A 19618-nucleotide genomic window follows, 5' to 3' on the forward strand; every position below is an offset into this window, starting at 1 on the left:
AAATTATTTTCCCCGAGATAGTAGAGCTTGCAGGTGTGGATCAGGTGGGAAAGTATCATCACAAAGATGTGTTTGAGCATACTTTAAAAGTTGTGGATAATCTTGCAGAAGTAACAGATAATCTGAATCTGCGTTTTGCCGGACTGGTTCATGATATAGGAAAACCAAAGGTAAAGGAGTTTGTAAAAGGAACAGGATGGACTTTTCACGGGCATGAACTTACGGGAGTGCGAATGCTTACAAAAATTTGTCCCCGTCTCAAGCTCTCAAAAAATATGTGTAAATATGTACAGAAATTGACACGGCTGCATATGCGGCCTGTACAGCTTGTCGGCGAAGAGGTTACTGATTCTGCAATAAGGCGCCTTATTGTACATGCAGGGGAAGAACTTAATGATCTGATGGTTCTATGCCGGGCTGATATAACATCAGGTAATCAAAAGCGTGTTAAACAATATATTAAAAATTTTGATTATGTTATGGAGCGGATAGAGGAAGTAAAAGAGAAAGATAAAATGCGGGCGTTTCAATCTCCTGTAAGAGGTGATGAAATAATGAAAGTATGCGGGGTTGGCCCGGGCCCGCAGGTTGGTGCCTTAAAGAAAACGATTGAAGAGGCAATTTTAGACGGGAAAATACCAAATGAACATGACGCTGCATATGAATATCTGCTTGGCATTAAAGATGAATTTATAATAAATGGAAATAAATAACACTGCAAAATCAGTTCAAAATAGTTTTTATGTAGATACTAATTTGCATTATTTACAAATTTAAGAAATATCAGGGAAAAACTTGATTCACTATAGGAGCATGCAGGAATTATATGAGGGGGTGGAGTCATTCCTGAAATTTTAATCGGGAATCCACGGCTTTGACAGGTGTTTATTACTGAATATATTCGATCCAATGTGATTGTCATTCATAGATCAGGCAGGCTGAAAATAGAATCAGAATATTTTTTACTTTAATGTGTTTGTTTGATGTCTCCGACTTTTTTGCATGCGAGTGTAAAAAATATTTTATGCGTCTATATTATAGTATAGGAAAAACAAAGCGGGATAATGAAAAAGCAGATTGTTTTAACGATTTCAAATATAAAAAACAGGTAACTAAATTTAAAGAATGTCGTATATTATTATATGTATCAGTATTTCTGATGCTTTTATAATAATTGAGTGAAACTTTTTATTGCAGTGTTAGTATACAGTATTACATGCAAAAAGAGGAGGGAAGGATGAACGAGATTAACTCTGAAGAGAAAAGAATGGGAGTCTTTGCAAAACTATCGGGTGTTTTCACTTCACCTGAGGAAACCTTCAAAAGTATTAACGAACGCCCCAACTGGCTGATTCCATTTATTGTTGTTGTAGCCGTGAGTTTGGCAATTCAATATTTTATTATGGATTATGCTTTTGCGGATCAATTAAAGATTATGGCAGCGCGGGGGATGGATGCTCAGCAGATTGAGCTTGCGTCACAGCATATGCAGGGGGTTGCAAGGTATGCACAGTTTGTGATTGCCCCTATTGCGATATTAATTGCATGGCTCATTATTGCTGCGGTGCTCCTTTTTGCAGGCAATGTAATTATGGGAGGAGAAGCAAAGTTAAAGAATGTAATGGCTGTTGTTGCATGGAGTTCTCTCGTAACTCTTGCAGGGGGGATATTAAAGGCTTTTCTGATTGTCTCAAAAGAAACAACAATAGGTGTTACGACAAGCCTGGCTGCTATTATGCCTACTCCTGCCATCGGCAAAACCCCGTCAATTTTATACAGATTTTTAAGTAAACTCGATATTTTTACGATATGGCAGATAATTCTCTGGTCAATCGGGATTGCTGTTGTTTATAAATTCACAACAAAAAAATCCGGTACTCTCGTAGGGATTGTGTGGGGAACATGGATTGTATTATCTGTTGTATTGGGCGGGTTAATAAAAATAGGTGTTCAATAAATTCATTTTAAAGGAGAAAAATAATGAATCGGTATGTGAGGAGCCTGATTATTCTGGTTTTTTCCATCTCCTTGTTTGGGGGAGCGGCAGCACAGACACAAAAGATGACACTCAATGAGTGCGTAGATATTGCACTAAAACAGAATCCAAATATTATCATGAGTCTGTTTTCCAAAAAGATTGCATCAAAGGATGTCATAGAGTCTTTTTCACAATTTTTACCTCAGATTTCTGCAGGAATGGGCTACTACCATTCTGTACTCGGGCCGTCGTCAAAAATGAGAATTGACCCGAGAACAGGAATTCCGGTACCTATACAGCCATTTGAACTCAAATCGTGGTCCTCTTCAGCTTCAATAAATGTTAACCAGCAGCTTTTCAGCGGCGGACGAAATCTATTTAATGTTAAAAGGAGCAGGTATCTGCAGAAGAGTGCATATTCCGGATTTGATGATACAAAACAGCAGACGATTTATATTGTAAAAGAGAGATATTATAATCTTTTAAAAGCAGAGCATCTTCTTTCAATTGCCGAAGAGACAACAAAGTCATCCGGGGAATCATATAAAAGAGCACAGACTCTTTTTAGAGTGGGGAAGGTACCCAAGTCTGATGTGTTAAAAGCAAAAGTACAGCTTGAGACTGACAAACTTTCTCTTATTGAGGCTCAGAACGGCCTTTCAGTTGCACGTGCATCTTTAAATTATGTGCTTGGCTATTCAGTTGATCATGCAATTGAAGTTGTGGATAATCTGAATGTATCCGATATAAATGTATCTTATGATGATGCAATGACTCAGGCATTTTCCGAGCATCCTGCTTTAAAGAAAAAAGAGTGGGATGTAAAAGCTGCAAGAGCGTCTGTTAGAATGGCATACGGACAGTTTCTCCCTACTGTTTCTGCATACTACAGTTATTCCTGGCGAAATGACAAATTAAGTAAAATAGATAAAATGTTTGATAAGGATTACAACTGGTATGCCGGTGTTCAGCTTAATTTTCCTATTTTTCAGGGGCTTTCACGTTATGCCACAGTGAGCAAGGCGCAATTGGCATACAGCTCACAGAAGATTGGATTGGAACAGGCAAAAAGAGATATAGCTCTTGAAGTTAAGCAGGCCTTTTTTCAGGTTAAGCAGGCAAAAAAGAAGATTCTCGTAACAAAGGATGCTCTTGCTGCTGCTGAAGAAGATCTCCGGCTCAATAAAGAGAAGTACAATCTTGGAGCGGGGACTATGCTTGACCTGATAAATGCGCAAGTTTCATATACAAGGGCAAAGAGTGACAACGTACAAGCTCTGTACGATTATAAATATTCAATAGCGAGGCTTGAAAAAGCCATGGGAGTTTTAAACAAGTAATTAAACGGGAGTTCTCATTTTGAAGGAAAAGGAGAATTTTGAATGGCAGGAGTAAATAAAAAAAAGCTGTTAATAGGTCTTATTGTTGTTGTTGTGCTTGCTGTAGTAGTTGTAAGTAATCTCAAAAGAAAAAGCGGTGACACAAAGACCGTACAGACAGAAGTAGTAAAGTATGATAAAATTATTGCAACAGTTTCCGGCTCTGCAAAAATAAAGCCGGAAGTCCAGGTTAAGATTTCTGCAGAAGTCAGCGGAAAGATTGTTAATCTGGGTGTAAAAGAGGGTGATTATGTACATAAGGGAGATTTCCTTGTACAATTGAATCCCCAGGCGTATAAGGCTGCTGTGGAACAGTCGCAGTCAAATTTATCATTTGCAAGAGCGGGATTTGAAAAAGCAAGGAACGAATTCGAGAGATCTCAGGAGCTGTTTAAAAACAACCTAATTTCAAAATCAGAACTTGAGATTGCAAAATCCACTTATGAACAATCCAAGGCTCAGGTTGATCAGAGCAGTGCAGCACTGAAGCAGGCAAAAGAAAATCTGGCAAAGACAATAATTTATTCTCCTATGGAAGGAACTGTAAGCAGACTTAATAAAAAGGTCGGCGAAATGGCAATGGGCTCACAGTTTACTCTTGACGTTATTATGGAGGTTTCCGACCTGACGCGAATGCTTGCTGAGACGGAAATTGATGAGAATGATATTATTCATGTAAGCCTTGGGGACACTGCAAAAGTAATGGTTGATGCTTATCCTGATACTTCTTTTAAAGGCGTTGTGACTGAGATATCAAATTCAGGAACAACGGCAGGCCTCGGTACGCAGGAAGAGGTGACGAATTTTACTGTGAAAGCTCTGCTGCTTGAAAAACCAGAAAAGATTCGTCCCGGCATGTCAGCAACTGTTGATGTAATAACAGATAAAAGAGATAAAGCGCTGGTTATTTCCATTCAATGTGTTACAGTAAGGAAGCCTGTTGATAGAGAAAAGAAAGAACTTGGAAAAAATAAAAAGAGTGAAGAGATTAAAGATACAAAAAGTAAGGATAAAAAAATTAGAGTTGTATTTGTAGTTCATGACGGGATTGCCCGCCAGACTGAAGTCAAAACAGGTATATCAAGCGATACCCACTGGGAAGTGCTGAAGGGCTTAAAAGAGGGCGATGTGGTTGTCAGCGGAAGTTACCGTGTAATATCCAAAGATTTGGAAGATGGCGATAAAGTGAAGGTTGATAATTCTCTAAAGAAATATCAATCTGAAAAGAAATCGTAATAAATAAGAAAAATTGACAGGGAGTTTCAAGCTATGTTAATTGAGCTTAATCAGATATGCAAAGAGTATCATATTGGTCTGGAAACTGTTCGCGCTCTGCAGGATCTTGAACTTAAGATTGGCAAGGGTGAGTATGTTGCCATTATGGGCCCGTCAGGTTCGGGAAAGTCAACTTTGATGAATATTCTGGGGTGCCTTGATACTCCGAGTGACGGAGAATATCTGCTGAACAGTTCCAATGTAAGCACCATGGATGACAACCAGCTTGCCGAGATTCGTAACAGGGAGATAGGGTTTGTTTTTCAGACTTTTAATCTTCTTCCGAGAGCAACATCACTTCACAATGTTGAGCTGCCTCTTGTGTACAACGGGACTCCTGCTGTTCAGCGCAGGGAGATGGCGGAGTATGCTCTTGAGAGAGTTGGGTTGAAAGACAGAATGAAACATAAACCCAACGAACTTTCGGGAGGACAGAGGCAGAGAGTTGCGATTGCACGCGCATTAGTCAATAATCCTTCTATAATCCTTGCAGATGAACCGACCGGTAACCTTGATACGCGTACAGGCGATGAGATTATGGAAATTTTTGAAACTATACATGATGACGGCAATACCGTAATTATGGTCACTCATGAAGAGTACATTGCAGAACACTCTGACAGAATAATTCGTTTGCGTGACGGCAGGATTGAGAGAGACGAAGCAGCATAACAGAGAGAAGCGGGAGAAACAATGGCATTTCTCATAGAAGCATGGGAAGCTGTAAAGCTTGCCATGGGAGCACTAAGAGCCAATAAAATGCGGTCATTTTTAACCTTACTTGGTATTATTATTGGTGTGACCACTGTTATCAGTATTATATCGTTAACTCAGGGGCTTGATAAAGCATTCGGTGAGCAGATATCTTCTCTCGGATCAGACGTCCTGTATGTTCAGAAATTTTCATGGTTCAACAAACAGGACTGGGATGAGTTCCGAAACAGAAAAGATATTACGATGGATGAAGTGAAAGCAATTAGAAAATATGCAACACTTATTTCTGCTGTTTCCCCTTCTGTTGGTACAAGAAAGACCGTGCGTTATAAAAATAAATCTGTGGAGAGAGTCTCAGTTTCCGGTACTGATGAAGAGAAAACAAGCAATGTTTTTCCCCAGTACGGCAGAGACTTAACAAGTTTTGATGTTGATAACCGCAGAAATGTCTGTGTCCTCGGCTGGCAGGTAGCAGATGATCTTTTTAAAGACACTGATCCCATAGGTAAATGGGTGAAAATCGGCGGTTATAGATTTAGAGTAATTGGTGTTTATGAAAAACAGGGAAGCCTTTTTGGATTTGATCTTGATCAGGAAGTCAGGATACCAATTGGAGTATTTTTTAAACTATTCGGCAGGCATAGAAACATAACGATTACTGTGAAAGTCAAAGATACTAAATACATTGAAGATGCGAAAGATGAAATACGGGGAATTCTTCGGCGGGTGAGAAAAGTACCGCCCGGGAAAGATGATGATTTTTCCATCAACCAGATGGATATGATTATGGATATGTACAAGAGGCTTACTGCAGCCCTTTATGCGGCTGCAATAGGAGTCGGCGCCATATCTCTTCTTGTCGGCGGTATCGGGATCATGAATATAATGCTTGTCTCTGTGACTGAGAGGACAAAGGAGATAGGAATCCGTAAAGCAATCGGAGCGAGGAGGCGAAATATAATGGTTCAATTCCTTGTTGAGTCTGTTGTGATAAGCGGAGTTGGAGGAATTATCGGGGTCCTTTTAGGCTTTGGCCTTGGTAAGATTATAGCTTCGGTTTCTCCTCTTCCTGCAACAGTATCTTTGTGGTCTGTTTTTCTCGGTATAGGGTTTTCTTCGCTGGTAGGAATATTTTTTGGATTATACCCTGCGGGGAAAGCAGCAAAATTGAATCCTGTTGATGCACTTCACTATGAATAGAGGAGTTTGATAATGAAAATTTCTGAAAAAATATTAGAAGATAAAGTTGTTATTACTCTTTCCGGTGAAATTATGGGAGGAGATGAATCGGAAAAATTTCAGTCCATTGTGTATAAACTTATTGAAGATACAAAAGTGAATGTTGTGGTGGACATGTCAGAAGTTCATTGGATGAACAGCTCAGGACTTGGAATGCTTATGGGTGCGCTTACTACTTTGAGAGGCAGCAGTGGGGATTTGCGTCTTGCATCAATTTCAGACAGGGTTAGACGCCCCATTGAAGTTACAAAACTGGACAGCGTCATTAAAATTTTTGCTTCTGTTGATGACGCGTTAAACAGTTTTAATGAGGAGGAATAGTATGGGATCTTTAACCCGTGAACAGATTATTGAGAAAGCTGCAAAGGGAGAATCATTTAAGGGTATGGATTTGACAAATGCAGATTTGTCATATACCAATTTTAAAAACTGTGATTTCTCCAAAGCTGTTCTCAAAAACGCACATTTTCAAAATGCCAATCTTGAGAATGTAAATTTCAGCAATGCTGATCTTGAGAAGGCGTTTTTCTTTGGAGCAAATCTAAAGAGTGCTGTTTTTGTAGGAGCGAACCTAAATGAAGTCAATCTTCAGGATTCAAATCTTGAAAATGCTGATCTTCACGGAACAGATTTAAGCTATGTATCTCTGTTCGGGGCACACCTTGATAATGCAAATCTTGAGAATACGATACTCATACATGCTAAACTGAAGCGTGCAAGCTTGGTAGGTGCTAACATGAAAAATGCAGATCTTACTGAAGCACATCTGCAGAGGGCTGTACTTCGAAATGCTGATTTAACAGGTATAAAGTGCAAGGGTGCACGTATGATTAATTCAGACCTTGAAGGCGCCAAATACAATAAAGAAGATCTTGAAGGCTGCATATAGATTATAAAAATAGCTATTTCAGAGAAGGGGTATAATGGAGTTTTCTGAAAATTTATCAATTGCAATAAGTTCATTAAGAACAAATAAACTTAGGTCCACGCTTACAACCCTGGGAATTGTAATAGGTGTTGCTACTGTAATTACCATGATGACTATTATCCAGGGTATTAATTCCTATGTGGCAAAGGAGTTTTCTCAAATAGGTGCGAATACATTTTTCATACAAAAATATCCGGCTATCAGAACAGGTCATGAAAAAGGGAAATACAGAAATCGTAAGGATTTAAAGATATGGTATGCAAGAAAGATTAAAGAGGTGGCATCATTGGTAGATAATGCCTCACCTCAGGTTTATAATTGGGGGCAGTCAGTAAAAGGCGGAGGGAAAAAAACAAATTCTGATGTAATTGTTTACGGTGTTTCTGAGGATTGGCAGACAATTGAGAGCCGTTTTGTTGAGGACGGACGATTCCTTCAGGAAAGTGATATTCATTCGTCACGGCCGGTATGTGTAATAGGCCTTGATATTGTTGAAAAGCTCTTTCCTTTTAAAAACCCTATGGGAGAATATGTTTACGTAAAGGGTAAAAAATTAAAAGTTGTAGGTGTACTGGAAGAAAAGGGAAGTGTGTTCAATAGCAGTCAGGATAATGCCGTTATCTTACCATATTCAACATTTGAAAATATTTTTGGCAAGCATAATGACATTACTATAACTATTCAGGCAAAAAAAGCTGAATTAATACTGCCTGCAATGGATCAGGTAATAGGAATTTTACGGACATTACGAAAAGTACGTCCGGGAAATCCAAATGATTTTGAAGTTATTACAAGAGACTCTCTTGTAGATACGTGGAAGAATCTTTCCGGGGTTATTTTTGCCGCAGCAGTGGGGATTGCAATGATCTCTCTTCTCGTAGGTGGTATTGGTATAATGAACATTATGCTTGTTTCCGTAACTGAGAGAACGCGTGAAATCGGCATAAGAAAATCAATCGGAGCAAAAAGAAAAGACATATTGGGACAATTTATTGTTGAGGCAGTAATACTTTCTGCTTTCGGAGGTGTAATAGGCGTTGGTGCAGGGCTGCTTTTCGGGCTGTTAATAGGTGCGGCAACTCCGCTTCCGTCTGCAGTACCTGTGTGGGCAATTTTTGCAGGGCTTGGATTCTCAACTGTTGTCGGATTGTTTTTTGGGATTTATCCTGCAGCAAAAGCCGCACGTCTTGATCCTATTGTGGCGTTAAGATACGAATAGATTTTTAAAAAAGTGTTCGAAAAATACAGGATGTTTATTCTTAAATATTTTGCATCGAACAAAAATTTGCCATTCTCATACTGTCCTTCCGAAGGAGCGTCAGCCGCTGAGGAATTTTATTAGGGAATAGTGAAAAAGGAATAGAAAATAGGCCGCCACCCCGCCCGGCCCCTTCGACTACGGCCAAAGTTGTACTTGGGGCGGAGAGAAAAGTCGGCGGTAGAAAATACACAAAACTTTTACCTCAATTACCAATACTATTGAAATAGAAAAAACTTGACATTGTACATTGATTAGACGTACATTTAATAATGATAAATATGAAATATGAATGGAATTCTGATAAGAATGAATGGCTTAAGAAAGAAAGAAAAATTTCTTTTGAGAATATCATATTTCATTTATTGCAGGGAGATATTTGGAAAATAGCGGATCACCCGGATCAAAAATCATATCCGGGCCAGAGGATATATTTTGTTATTGTAGACAGTTACATATATTTGGTACCATATGTTGAACAGCCTGATGGTGTGTTTTTAAAAACAATAATTCCAAGCAGAAAAGCAACACGAGATTATCTTAAAGAAATTGAGGAAAACCATGAAATTGAATGAAGAAGAAAAAAATATATTAGAGGAGTATGACAAAGGAAAAATCCGAACAAAGGCTCCCTCTAAAAGTGAGATAAATAAAATTAAAAGTATTGCAAAAAGTACATTCAAAAAAGATAGAAGAATAACTATCAGATTGTATGACCATGATTATAAAGGTATTCAGAAAAAAGCATTGGAAATGGGCATACCATATCAGACATTGCTTTCAAGTATGATACACCGGTATGTAGAGGGAGAACTTCTTGAAAAATAAATAATTCTTCGATTTTTTATATTTACATTGCATTGATAAAATGTGGCTGTATTAAAAGGCCTGAACCTGTAATTGCGATTCCGGCTTGCAGGAAGAAGCAATCTCCTCAATCCGTGTGCAATCTTGGAGATTTTCACGTTGCTTTGCTAATTGCTAAGACATAAAATAAGGCTTTTAATAACCCACCCCTACCTTGATCCGAAAGTTGTTTCACATAAAAGAGTAAACCTATAATTTTATTATAATCTATTTTGTAATAACTCGGCATCCCTCTTTTCAACTTTTTTCAAAAATCCCGACCCGACTATCATATGTTTTTTGAGTAGTCGGGACTAACGAAGCCAAAAAACATCTTGACTCGAAGTCAACAAATTCGTAAAATAAGGCTGGTACACTTTCAACTGCTCATTGATGGTACATTTTCAAGTGCCCAATGACAATTTATAAGATTATCTCTTTGCCAGTGTTTTTTTATTTATTCTTTAGTGGTCACAAACATAAAGTTTAAAAGGTAAAACACTATTAATTTAATGGAAAATGATGCAAAAAAATTTATTCAAAAACATAGAAAATTGGCTTTTGAGAGTTGGGTTAGCAGTAACCTTGTTTTTTTTCATCGTGCGATCATAAAGGAATAGTTGAACCAATAGAACCAAAAAACTTTCCTCCGACTGCAATATTAGATGTTAATCCTACTCAAGGAAAAATTCCTCTTGAAGCAAGAATTAAGTTAGACGGAAAAAAAGTAGAAGACGGGGCAGATATAAAAGAGTATATTATCAAAATGCCAGAAGAAACACTAACAAAGAAATTCCCTATAGATACTACAATGACTTTTAAAAATTCAGGAAAGTTTAATGTTTATGGAATTGTAACAGATTCAAAAAATTTAAGCGATACTGTAAAAGTCTCAATGAATGTCCTGCCATTAAACCCCTCTATGAACCAAGGCTTAAAATTAGTTAATGAAGTAGAAATAGAATATAGTGCAACTCTCTCTGATATAAACAGTGCAACTCTTGAAATATTCAAAAATAATGAGTCTGAACCTTTTTTAACTGAGAATGTTCAAAATGGATACAAAAAAACTTTCAATTATTCTAAAGATAAAATAACAAAAGGACATTATAAATTTGTATTGGAGTCATCAGATAAAAATACGACCACGCAGGATACAATTTCTGTTTTAGAATATGCTCCTGAAGTAAATTTAAGCTCTGTTGCTGATAGTCTAAAATTTAATGAAGGGGGTTCAATAACCATAACTCTTCCAACTCCAACAGATAAAAATCCAGAAGATGCTCCAAAATATTCAGATGTTGTTTCCAGCGACGGCAAAGTCTCACTTTCTCTCTTAGGAAAGGAACTAAAAATAAAGGCTGTCCCAAATAAAACAGGAGATTACCAATTACAATTGTCTTTAACTGACGGAATAATAAGAAACACAAAAAACCTTGAGGGTAAATTATATGATTTGCTTGATGTTTCAGGAACTTTAAAAGACAATGAAATGCACGCAACACACCCTGGAATTATTAAAGTTTATAATTATGTAAAAGATATGTTGGGTAATATTTTAGATACAAGCAAAATAGGAGAAATTGCAGTTGATAATTTAGGGAATTTTTCAAAAAGGTTTGATAAAAGAATTTTAGATTTACAAGGAGACATTTTGGTTCAGGCAAGGTGGGTTTATTCAGGAGCAGATTTATCTTATGTAAGAACAATGAAGTTAGAATCAAACGACCAGAGAGAGCTGGACATGGTTGTTGTTCCTTATACAGGACTTGCAGAAAATAACATAACACCTGAGGATTTTAGAAACCACATGGCAGAAGTTTTAACTCTTGGTGATGCAGCAAATCCAAACATAATTGTAAGCAAATGGATTTTTAATGGACAAGATATTCCTGCAGATATTAAACTTGATGAAATAATAATTTCAAAACATAATCCAGATATAACTAAAACAGGTTATTTTTCAGATTCCACTGCTGAACAAATAAAAAACAGAATTTTAGATACAGAAGATATTGGAGCATTTTTTAATGGAAAATTAAAAAAATATAATATTCCTGTAAATATAGTAGACACTAAAGATTATTCACTTCCAGAAGATTATGGGAAAATAGTTCTTTACCCTGATGAAAACCCCACAGGCAATTCAGGAAATGCTTTGGGAGGATATACTTATGTGAATGACCACACAAGAGATGGTTATTTAGATTATGCAAAATCAGTAGTAAAAGTGTGGGATGGAATAGCAAATAAAACTGCAGTTGCTCATGAATTAGGTAGAGCTTCAGATGCGTTATGTGGAAATGCTATAACTCTTACTGGAGATCAAACAATAATGAAAGCTTATGGGGGAAATAGTGATGGACCTCTTTTTGCAGACAGAAAAACAGCAAAAGCAATTTATGAAGATTCTTATGTTCCTGGAACAGGAACTGTAAATTTTATTGTTGATAATAATCTAAGTCTAAGAGATATTACAGGATTAAGTTTTTTAGATGGTTCTAAAAAGTGATTATAGATAGCTTTAATAAAGTGGTGTCGCACTTGTGACTTGAACTCACGTTTTATTAAACATTTTAAACATTATTAAATATAGATAAAATATTTGGTTATTCAGAAAAAATACTTGCAGATTAATTACAATCAAACTATTTTGTAACTAAAATAGAATTTTGGTATATTTCGCATTTTTTAATACAAATTTTGCCTTAGTGGACATATCAAGATATGAGTGTATGGTAGATAGTATTATGTTAACGGTGCTCGTAAATTGGCGGAGCATTTACTATCAGGGATAAAAGTAAGAGGCTATCATGAGCATAAGTAAGGTTGTTAAAAAATATAAAATAGATGGACATCCTAATGACTTCTCATTTTGGAAAACAAAATCATATGAAGAGCGATTGGACGTATTAGAGCAAATCCGAAAAGAATATAATTTGTGGAGATATAATGCTGAGCAAGGATTTCAAAGAGTTTATAGAATTGTTAAACGAAAATAACGTTAGATATTTGGTGGTTGGCGGATATGCCGTTGCATTTCACGGACATCCACGTTATACAAAAGATCTTGATGTATGGATAGAATTGTCGACAAATAATGCTAATAAAATTGTAGACGCACTAAAAGAATTTGGTTTTGGATCATTAGATCTCAAGCCTGATGATTTTCTTGAGAGTGATCAGATAATTCAATTGGGTTATCCTCCCAATCGTATTGATATTTTGACAACATTAAAGGATTTGAAATTTGAGGATTGTTATCAAGCGAAAGTTGAAGTTGAAATTCAAGGTCTTCATATTGATTTTATTGATATTGAGAGCTTAAAGAAAAACAAGAGGTCTACCGGTCGCCCACAAGACCTGGCCGATGCAGAGAATTTAGAATAATCCGGAGTATTGCTGTAAACACATATTTGTCATAAAAAGTTACGGCTAAATCAGTGCATGCAAGAGAGGAAAATATGTAATATCTATCTACTTTTAATATGCAAGAACAGCGTATGCTGCTTAAAAAAACAAATTAATTAAAATGACCGATTATTCAAATTTATGCTGAACCAAGACAGTTTGTTGTGAACTATATAGAGTTTACGATGGCGTTGCCTTTTTTTAAACATCTAAATTGCAAACTTTAATGCACACAGTTTAATTTTTCTTTACCCAATAGGTAAAGAAAAATATTGACATTATGCATTATTTTACTATCTTTACCTTATGGGTAGATGAAAAAAGATTGCCGGCCAGGGGGTGATGTGGAAGTTCGTTTCAGAACGAGAAAACTTAGAAAACAATATGAAACATTTCGCGAGGCAGAAAAAACCTACGGAAAAGAAGTAGCACGGAAATACATTCAACGTATAGACATCATAAAACAAACGCATGATATCAATGAACTTCGTGTTTTACCTGGTCTGCATTGTCATGCACTTACAGGAAAAAGACATGGACAGTGGGCAGTAAAGCTGACGGGATTTTATAGATTGATATTCATTTTGGAAGGCGAAGAGCTTGATATTACGTGTATTGAGGAGGTGAGTAAACATTATGATGATTAGAGAACAAAATCGCTCCGATTTGGCAATACCGCCTGGTGAGTACCTTGAAGAAGTTATTTACAGTTTGGGTATGACTAAAAATGAATTGGCCTGCAGGATGAGCCGACCCGCTCCCAAGTTGAGCGCTATTTTTACAGGTGACAAAGCAATAACTCCTGATACTGCTTTACAGTTGGAAAAAGTTGTTGGTGTACCTGCACATATCTGGACTGGATTGGAGGCTGAATATCGATTAACTCTGGCACGCAATCAAGAAGTAATTGAAGAGCAAAGACTACGTGATGAAAGTGATTTTGTTACCAAGTTTTGCTACTCAGAACTGGTTAGATTGGGTCTTGTTGCTAAAAAAAACAGAATAGTAGAAAAAGTTCGGGAATTACAGAATTATTTTGGAGTGACATCGTTAAAAAATATTTCAAACTTAAAACGTTATCAAGTGGCCTTTCGACAAGGAACAGGGAAACGATCGCCTGAAGCTATTTCAGCCTGGTTAAGAATCGGAGAATTGGAGGGTCAGAAAACAGAATCTTTCCCTTTTAGAAGAGATGCTTTGGAAAGAGCACTTCCGTCTATTCGAAGTATGACAAGGCTATTACCAGAGGAATTCGGGCCTGAACTACGTAAAACTCTTTTAGAAGCTGGTGTAGTACTTGTTCTCTGCCCACACTTTTCAAAAACATATCTGAACGGCGCTACTTTCTGGTTGGGGAAGAACAAAGCGGTTCTAATGCTGACAATTCGAGGCAGTTGGGCTGATATTTTTTGGTTCAGTCTTTTTCATGAGCTTGGACACCTTTTGTTACATAGCAAGCAGATGGTTTTTTTAGAAGAAGATAATGGTGAATATAATTCGGATAAACATGAGAAGGAAGCTGACAGATTTGCAGCAGACATATTAATTCCGCCGGATAATTACAAATCTTTCCTTAAAGCAAGGCATTTTTATCCACAAGATATCAAAATTTTTGCAAACAGCTTAAAAATTGATTTGGGTATTGTTGTGGGGCGTTTACAGCATGATGGTTATCTGAAAAATTCATGGCACAATAATCTCCGTGTCAGATACGAATGGAAAAAGGATAAAAAATCAGGCAGTTTATAGTTTCTGGTTTTGATAAATTTTGTATGTTTTAATGAAAATTTTGTGAAGCCGGGATTAGATTTTTCTGCCCATATTTTATGGTGTAAATCAAAGACAGATTCTTAATGATAAATGCCTGGAATCGAATGAAAAGCACATTTGATGATCTATCATTTGCTGATTTTTAATTAAAGCTTAAGTTATTTATTTTTCACCCGAAAGGGGTGCTGCTGTTTGATATATCCAAATGAATCTTTATTATTAAGTCAAATCAAAATTCTGCAAATTTAAAAATTTCCCTTGCTTTTTATGTATTTATTAAACATTTTAAACATTATTAAATATAGATAAAATATTGGTTTAAATATAGAATTTTTCCCAGGAGAAAGAAGCATAATGAGCATATCAAAGAGGAAAAAAGACCACCTCAATATTGCATTGAACCGGGATGTTGAGTTCAGGAACAAAACAACAGGTTTTGAGAATTACGATTTTCTGCATTGCGCAGCGCCTGAGCTTAATATAAAAGATGCGGATACCTCTGTTCAATTTCTGAATAAAAAACTTTCCATGCCTTTTATGGTTTCGGGCATGACAGGCGGATGTAAAGAGGCTGTCTCAATAAACCGCAGTATAGCACAAGCCTGTGCAGAAGAGTCTGTTGCAATGGGGGTCGGCAGCGAGAGGCAGCTTTTTGAAAATTCGGATTTTATAGAAAGCTACACAATAGTCAGAAAATATGCTCCGAAAATTCCAGTTATAGGAAACATCGGAGGAGTTCAGCTCGCCGAAGCTGATAATTTTGACAAGATCAGCAGGCTTATTGATGTAATAGAAGCTGATGCTATGGCAGTACATTTAAATCCTCTGCAGGAGCTTTTGCAGCCCGGCGGAGACGTGAATTTCAGTGATATTTTAAAAGCGGTAGAGACTTTGAGCAAATCAGCAGGTGTACCTGTTATAATAAAAGAAATTGGATGCGGAATATCTGAAGAAATCGCCGGAAAATTTATTGATGCAGGAGCGGAGTACATTGATGTTGCAGGCGCAGGAGGAACTTCATGGGCAGCTATTGAATCTTACAGAACTAAAAACAGCATATTTGCAGATTCATTTCGTGATTGGGGTATTTCAACCGCTGTTTCAATAGAGATGGTTAAAAGAATAAAAGGAGCAGGAATTATCGCATCCGGAGGAATAAGGAGCGGAATAGATATGGCAAAAGCTCTTGCACTTGGAGCACAAATGTGCGGAGCAGCGCTCCCCGCGTTAAAAGCAGTTTCATCAGGGGGCAATGAAAAATTAATAGGTATGATCGGATTGTGGAGGATGCAGCTTAAAACAGTGCTGTTCCTTACAGGCTCAAAAAAGATTGAGCATCTGCAGAGAGAAGGAGTATGTTATAAAATCAGGAATTAAAATTATTGACAAGCTGTAAAGGAAGTTTATGAATATCGAATCTGAAATAAAGAAGTTGCATGATAAAATAAACAGAGGGCTGATGGAGATTTTTGAGGGCAGGCCTCCTGAGAGTTTGTACGGCCCTGTCGGACATCTTTTAAAAGCAGGAGGCAAAAGGATTCGGCCGCTCCTTGTTATCTTCTCATGTAAAGCAGCAGGCGGCCCCGAAGAAGCTTGTTTTAATGCGGCACTTGCAATTGAACTGCTTCACACCTTTACTCTTGTCCATGATGATATTATGGATGATGATGACAGCCGCCGCGGAATGCCTTCTGTTCACAAAAAATGGGATATACCTACTGCAATTCTTGCCGGAGACGGACTGGTCACACTTGCATATCAAACATTGCTGAAGACAGATCACCCTAGATTGGTTGAGGCTGTCAAAGTGTTTACGGACGGCCTTCTCTTACTTTGTGAGGGACAGGCCATGGATAAAGATCTGGAGAACAGGGAATGTCCTGAACTTGAAGAGTACATGGATATGATAGGCAAAAAAACAGGAAAGCTTATTGAAGTGTGCTGTGATATTGGTGCGATTCTCGGAGATGCAGCAGAAAATGAGCGCAGAGATCTGAAAAAGTTCGGCTCTTACACAGGACGTGCATTTCAGATACAGGATGATATGCTTGATATTCTTTCCAGAGAGAGTGTTTTTGGCAAACCCATTGCAAGTGATATTATTCAGAAAAAAAATACATTCTTAACAATCCATCTATGGCAGAACGGAGATAATGATACAATTGGACGGTTCCGCTCTCTGTGGGGAAAAGAGATACTGTCAATAGAAGAAATAGAAGTGATAAGGGAGTGTTTTGACAATGCCGGAAGCTTTGATGCCGCGAGAGAAATTGTAAAATCAGATCTTGAAAATGCCATGGGGATTGCAGATTCATTAACAAGTTCGGGCGATACATCTTTCCTGAAATATCTCGTAAAACTGCTGAAAAACCGCAGTTGTTAAATTTAGTATTCATTAGGGTGTCCCCCGAAAAATCTAATAATTGAGAAATAAGATTATAAAAATCAAGGAGTTAAGCAAAGAAAGTACTTGAATAAATAGCAAAAAATTGCCTCCTTATTGTATCACCACAACACAAAAAAGGAGGCAAAATGAGTGCGCCAAGCAAAGCTAATATAAGCAAGCCGGACAATCCGGCACGTGTAGCGGCTAACCACCGGCACGGAACTGAACCATGCGTCTGAGGAGGTAACGAATCATGCGAAGCCATGGTGCGAACACGCACAGGCAGGCTGACTCATAGTAGAGGAGTAAGCAGGGTAATGCCTGTTGAGTCCGGCAGCCGCCGGACACTCGAAGGGGTCAGCAGTTTAACGCAGAGAGTTGAGGTCTGTCATGCCGCACCCTGATGCCGGAATAACATGGCAGAAATTAGCTCTCATATCCGGTCATGCCCAAAGAGACCCTGACTTTCAGTTCACGAGCCTTGCTCACCTGCTGAATGTCGAATATCTTCGGGATTGCTACAATAGCCTGAACAGGAATAAGGCAGTAGGAATTGATAACGTAACCAAGGAAGAATACGGGAAGGAACTGGAAGAAAATCTGGAGCAGTTAGTTTCGAGGCTAAAGCGTAAGAAATACAAGCCGATACCTGCGAGACGAGTCTATATTCCAAAAGGCGATAAGGAAAGACGTCCGCTTAGAATATCCGCATTGGAAAACAAGATAGTGGAACGTGGAATCACGTGGATACTTGAAAGTATTTATGAACAAGACTTTTTAAACTGCTCGTATGGATTTTGCCCGAACAGGAATGCACATCAAGCATTGAAGCAGTTAAATGACTTGATAATGTTCCAGCCTGTAAATCACATCGTAGAAGCCGACATAAAGGGGTTTTTCGATAACGTGTCGCATGAACATCTTATGGAGTTTTTACGCATAAGAGTAAAGGATACGACACTGTTAAATCTGATAAAGAAATTTCTTAAAGCCGGCTATATTGATGATGGTATACTGGTCAAGCCGGACGCCGGAACACCGCAAGGCAGTATCCTGAGTCCAATGTTGGCCAATATCTTCCTGCACTATGTATTGGACACATGGTTTGATAAGACAGTTAAAAGCCATGTGGAAGGTTTTTGTGAAATTGTCAGGTATGCAGACGATTTTGTCTGTGTAGTTCGGTATGCAAGAGAAGCTAAACGCATAGAACGAGGATTGCAAAACCGTTTCAATAAATACGGATTGGAAATACACCCGACAAAAAGCCGAAATATAAGTTTTGGTCGTTTTGAGCGGGAAAACGCCAGACAACAAAACCGAAGAGCCAATACATTTGATTTTCTCGGTTTCACTCTATATTGCGACAGGTCAAGGAAAGGGAAGTTCAAAATAGGTCGTAAGACCAGCCGCAAGAAATACACTGCAAAATGCAAAGCAATGAATGCGTGGCTAAAGGCAATAAGGAATCAGGTTAAAACCAAAGAATGGTGGAAAATACTGATAGCAAAGCTGCGAGGACATTACCAGTATTATGGAGTGAGTGAAAATTATGACGGAATTGCAAGGTTCTATAGAGCTATAATTAGAATGGTGAGAAAATGGTTGAACCGACGCAGTCAGAAACGGAAAATGAGTTGGGATAAGTATAACAAATATCTTGAGCATTATCCGTTACCAAGACCGAGAATAGTGCATAGTTTTTACGTGTCACCTGTAAAGTGAGTTAAGCTGAAGAGCCGGATGTGGGCGACCGCAGGAAGTGCCAGTGGTAAAATCCACAAGTCCGGTTCTGTGAGGGGCATTGAAACTCCTCATGTTATTTTTGTAACAATAAATTTAAGATTAGGAGTCATATTATGTCTACTCGACAAACAGTACAAAAGACTATATATCTATCTCTTGCCATTCTCTTTGCCCTTTCAGCATGCTGCCGTAAAAACCCGGCCGGGTTCACCATGCCCAATGACCCCCGGGTATACACATGGACGGCCGATACTCTGTTGTACTATGACAGGTACGGCACAGGCTGGGCCACATCAGTGTTCCGGTTGTGGGGCAGTTCTGCCGATAATATGTATGCTGTCGGGTACTGTACTGATTGGGACGGGCAGATGTACCATTATAACGGCATAACATGGAGCCCGGAGAAAAAGGTACATACGGTGTGGAATTGGAATATCATGAAAGATATATTCGGATTCAGTGAAGACGATGTATGGACCGCAACAGGGGGAGAGTTTGGTTTTGGAGATGAAACAAACTGGACCAGCCAGGTACTCCATTTTAATGGATACTCGTGGGAGCGGGTGTTTGAATCGGAACATGATACAAGCTGGTACAGAGTACTTTTCAGTGTGTGGGGTTCATCTCCTGAAAGCATCTGGTTCGGCGGGTGCTACGGCGATATGTTCTTTTGGAACGGCACAGAAGT

General features: G+C 38.1%; 20 protein-coding genes. All 20 read left to right on the plus strand.

Annotated features, from left to right (window positions below; translation table 11 throughout):
- Window positions 1–713 (plus strand): HD domain-containing protein (locus J7K93_07960; GenBank protein MCD6116934.1); only part of this gene is annotated, 713 nt, incomplete at its 5' end.
- Between the two features lie 524 nt (window positions 714–1237).
- Entirely contained in the window at window positions 1238–1957 is a 720-nt protein-coding gene (locus J7K93_07965) for a YIP1 family protein (protein ID MCD6116935.1), read from the plus strand.
- A 23-nt stretch (window positions 1958–1980) separates the two neighbouring features.
- A complete protein-coding gene (locus J7K93_07970; GenBank protein ID MCD6116936.1) occupies window positions 1981–3318 on the plus strand; it encodes a TolC family protein in 1338 nt (445 codons plus the stop codon).
- Between the two features lie 42 nt (window positions 3319–3360).
- Window positions 3361–4593, plus strand: a complete 1233-nt coding sequence (locus J7K93_07975) for an efflux RND transporter periplasmic adaptor subunit (GenBank protein MCD6116937.1) — start codon at window positions 3361–3363, stop codon at window positions 4591–4593.
- 33 nt (window positions 4594–4626) lie between these two features.
- Window positions 4627–5304 (plus strand): ABC transporter ATP-binding protein, encoded by a 678-nt coding sequence (locus tag J7K93_07980; protein MCD6116938.1) that lies wholly within the window; start codon window positions 4627–4629, stop codon window positions 5302–5304.
- 21 nt (window positions 5305–5325) lie between these two features.
- Complete coding sequence (locus J7K93_07985) at window positions 5326–6546, plus strand: ABC transporter permease (protein ID MCD6116939.1); 1221 nt, start codon at window positions 5326–5328, stop codon at window positions 6544–6546.
- Window positions 6547–6558: 12 nt separating this feature from the next.
- The gene (locus J7K93_07990; GenBank protein MCD6116940.1) at window positions 6559–6906 is read left to right on the plus strand and encodes an STAS domain-containing protein; all 348 of its coding nucleotides are present in this window, start codon (window positions 6559–6561) and stop codon (window positions 6904–6906) included.
- A 1-nt stretch (window position 6907) separates the two neighbouring features.
- Window positions 6908–7474: a pentapeptide repeat-containing protein gene (locus J7K93_07995; protein ID MCD6116941.1), complete on the plus strand. Its 567-nt coding sequence runs from the start codon at window positions 6908–6910 to the stop codon at window positions 7472–7474.
- A gap of 34 nt (window positions 7475–7508) precedes the next feature.
- On the plus strand, window positions 7509–8732 hold the full coding sequence (locus tag J7K93_08000) for an ABC transporter permease (GenBank protein MCD6116942.1): 1224 nt from the start codon (window positions 7509–7511) through the stop codon (window positions 8730–8732).
- A 320-nt stretch (window positions 8733–9052) separates the two neighbouring features.
- Window positions 9053–9346, plus strand: coding sequence for a toxin (locus J7K93_08005; protein ID MCD6116943.1), 294 nt, complete (start codon window positions 9053–9055; stop codon window positions 9344–9346).
- Entirely contained in the window at window positions 9333–9599 is a 267-nt protein-coding gene (locus J7K93_08010) for a hypothetical protein (GenBank protein MCD6116944.1), read from the plus strand. The genes J7K93_08005 and J7K93_08010 overlap by 14 nt, the downstream gene beginning before the upstream one ends.
- A 784-nt stretch (window positions 9600–10383) precedes the next feature.
- Window positions 10384–12129 carry a hypothetical protein gene (locus J7K93_08015; protein MCD6116945.1) on the plus strand — a complete coding sequence of 582 codons (1746 nt, stop codon included), beginning with the start codon at window positions 10384–10386 and terminating at the stop codon, window positions 12127–12129.
- Window positions 12130–12569: 440 nt separating this feature from the next.
- The gene (locus J7K93_08020; GenBank protein MCD6116946.1) at window positions 12570–13007 is read left to right on the plus strand and encodes a hypothetical protein; all 438 of its coding nucleotides are present in this window, start codon (window positions 12570–12572) and stop codon (window positions 13005–13007) included.
- 365 nt (window positions 13008–13372) lie between these two features.
- Complete coding sequence (locus J7K93_08025; GenBank protein ID MCD6116947.1) at window positions 13373–13675, plus strand: type II toxin-antitoxin system RelE/ParE family toxin; 303 nt, start codon at window positions 13373–13375, stop codon at window positions 13673–13675.
- Complete coding sequence (locus J7K93_08030) at window positions 13665–14777, plus strand: HigA family addiction module antidote protein (protein MCD6116948.1); 1113 nt, start codon at window positions 13665–13667, stop codon at window positions 14775–14777. Before J7K93_08025 ends, J7K93_08030 begins: the two co-directional genes overlap by 11 nt.
- 375 nt (window positions 14778–15152) lie before the next feature.
- Window positions 15153–16175 (plus strand): type 2 isopentenyl-diphosphate Delta-isomerase, encoded by a 1023-nt coding sequence (locus J7K93_08035; GenBank protein ID MCD6116949.1) that lies wholly within the window; start codon window positions 15153–15155, stop codon window positions 16173–16175.
- Window positions 16176–16203: 28 nt separating this feature from the next.
- On the plus strand, window positions 16204–17181 hold the full coding sequence (locus J7K93_08040; GenBank protein ID MCD6116950.1) for a polyprenyl synthetase family protein: 978 nt from the start codon (window positions 16204–16206) through the stop codon (window positions 17179–17181).
- A gap of 266 nt (window positions 17182–17447) precedes the next feature.
- Window positions 17448–17588, plus strand: a complete 141-nt coding sequence (locus tag J7K93_08045) for a hypothetical protein (protein ID MCD6116951.1) — start codon at window positions 17448–17450, stop codon at window positions 17586–17588.
- Complete coding sequence (gene ltrA / locus J7K93_08050) at window positions 17575–18909, plus strand: group II intron reverse transcriptase/maturase (protein MCD6116952.1); 1335 nt, start codon at window positions 17575–17577, stop codon at window positions 18907–18909. Before J7K93_08045 ends, ltrA begins: the two co-directional genes overlap by 14 nt.
- Before the next feature lie 134 nt (window positions 18910–19043).
- Window positions 19044–19618, plus strand: a 575-nt coding sequence (locus J7K93_08055; GenBank protein ID MCD6116953.1) for a hypothetical protein, incomplete at its 3' end; no start/stop codon positions are given.

The sequence above is a fragment of the bacterium genome, from assembly GCA_021158245.1.
Lineage (GTDB): Bacteria > Zhuqueibacterota > QNDG01 > QNDG01 > QNDG01 > QNDG01.

Bases quoted from the DNA above. Each gene is read 5' to 3' on its own strand.
- J7K93_07965 (MCD6116935.1), top strand. From the start codon at position 1,238: ATGAACGAGATTAACTCTGAAGAGAAAAGAATGGGAGTCTTTGCAAAA.
- J7K93_07970 (MCD6116936.1), top strand. From the start codon at position 1,981: ATGAATCGGTATGTGAGGAGCCTGATTATTCTGGTTTTTTCCATCTCC.
- J7K93_07975 (MCD6116937.1), top strand. From the start codon at position 3,361: ATGGCAGGAGTAAATAAAAAAAAGCTGTTAATAGGTCTTATTGTTGTT.
- J7K93_07980 (MCD6116938.1), top strand. From the start codon at position 4,627: ATGTTAATTGAGCTTAATCAGATATGCAAAGAGTATCATATTGGTCTG.
- J7K93_07985 (MCD6116939.1), top strand. From the start codon at position 5,326: ATGGCATTTCTCATAGAAGCATGGGAAGCTGTAAAGCTTGCCATGGGA.
- J7K93_07990 (MCD6116940.1), top strand. From the start codon at position 6,559: ATGAAAATTTCTGAAAAAATATTAGAAGATAAAGTTGTTATTACTCTT.
- J7K93_07995 (MCD6116941.1), top strand. From the start codon at position 6,908: ATGGGATCTTTAACCCGTGAACAGATTATTGAGAAAGCTGCAAAGGGA.
- J7K93_08000 (MCD6116942.1), top strand. From the start codon at position 7,509: ATGGAGTTTTCTGAAAATTTATCAATTGCAATAAGTTCATTAAGAACA.
- J7K93_08005 (MCD6116943.1), top strand. From the start codon at position 9,053: ATGAAATATGAATGGAATTCTGATAAGAATGAATGGCTTAAGAAAGAA.
- J7K93_08010 (MCD6116944.1), top strand. From the start codon at position 9,333: ATGAAATTGAATGAAGAAGAAAAAAATATATTAGAGGAGTATGACAAA.
- J7K93_08015 (MCD6116945.1), top strand. From the start codon at position 10,384: ATGCCAGAAGAAACACTAACAAAGAAATTCCCTATAGATACTACAATG.
- J7K93_08020 (MCD6116946.1), top strand. From the start codon at position 12,570: ATGCTGAGCAAGGATTTCAAAGAGTTTATAGAATTGTTAAACGAAAAT.
- J7K93_08030 (MCD6116948.1), top strand. From the start codon at position 13,665: ATGATGATTAGAGAACAAAATCGCTCCGATTTGGCAATACCGCCTGGT.
- J7K93_08035 (MCD6116949.1), top strand. From the start codon at position 15,153: ATGAGCATATCAAAGAGGAAAAAAGACCACCTCAATATTGCATTGAAC.
- J7K93_08040 (MCD6116950.1), top strand. From the start codon at position 16,204: ATGAATATCGAATCTGAAATAAAGAAGTTGCATGATAAAATAAACAGA.
- J7K93_08045 (MCD6116951.1), top strand. From the start codon at position 17,448: ATGGTGCGAACACGCACAGGCAGGCTGACTCATAGTAGAGGAGTAAGC.
- ltrA (MCD6116952.1), top strand. From the start codon at position 17,575: ATGCCGCACCCTGATGCCGGAATAACATGGCAGAAATTAGCTCTCATA.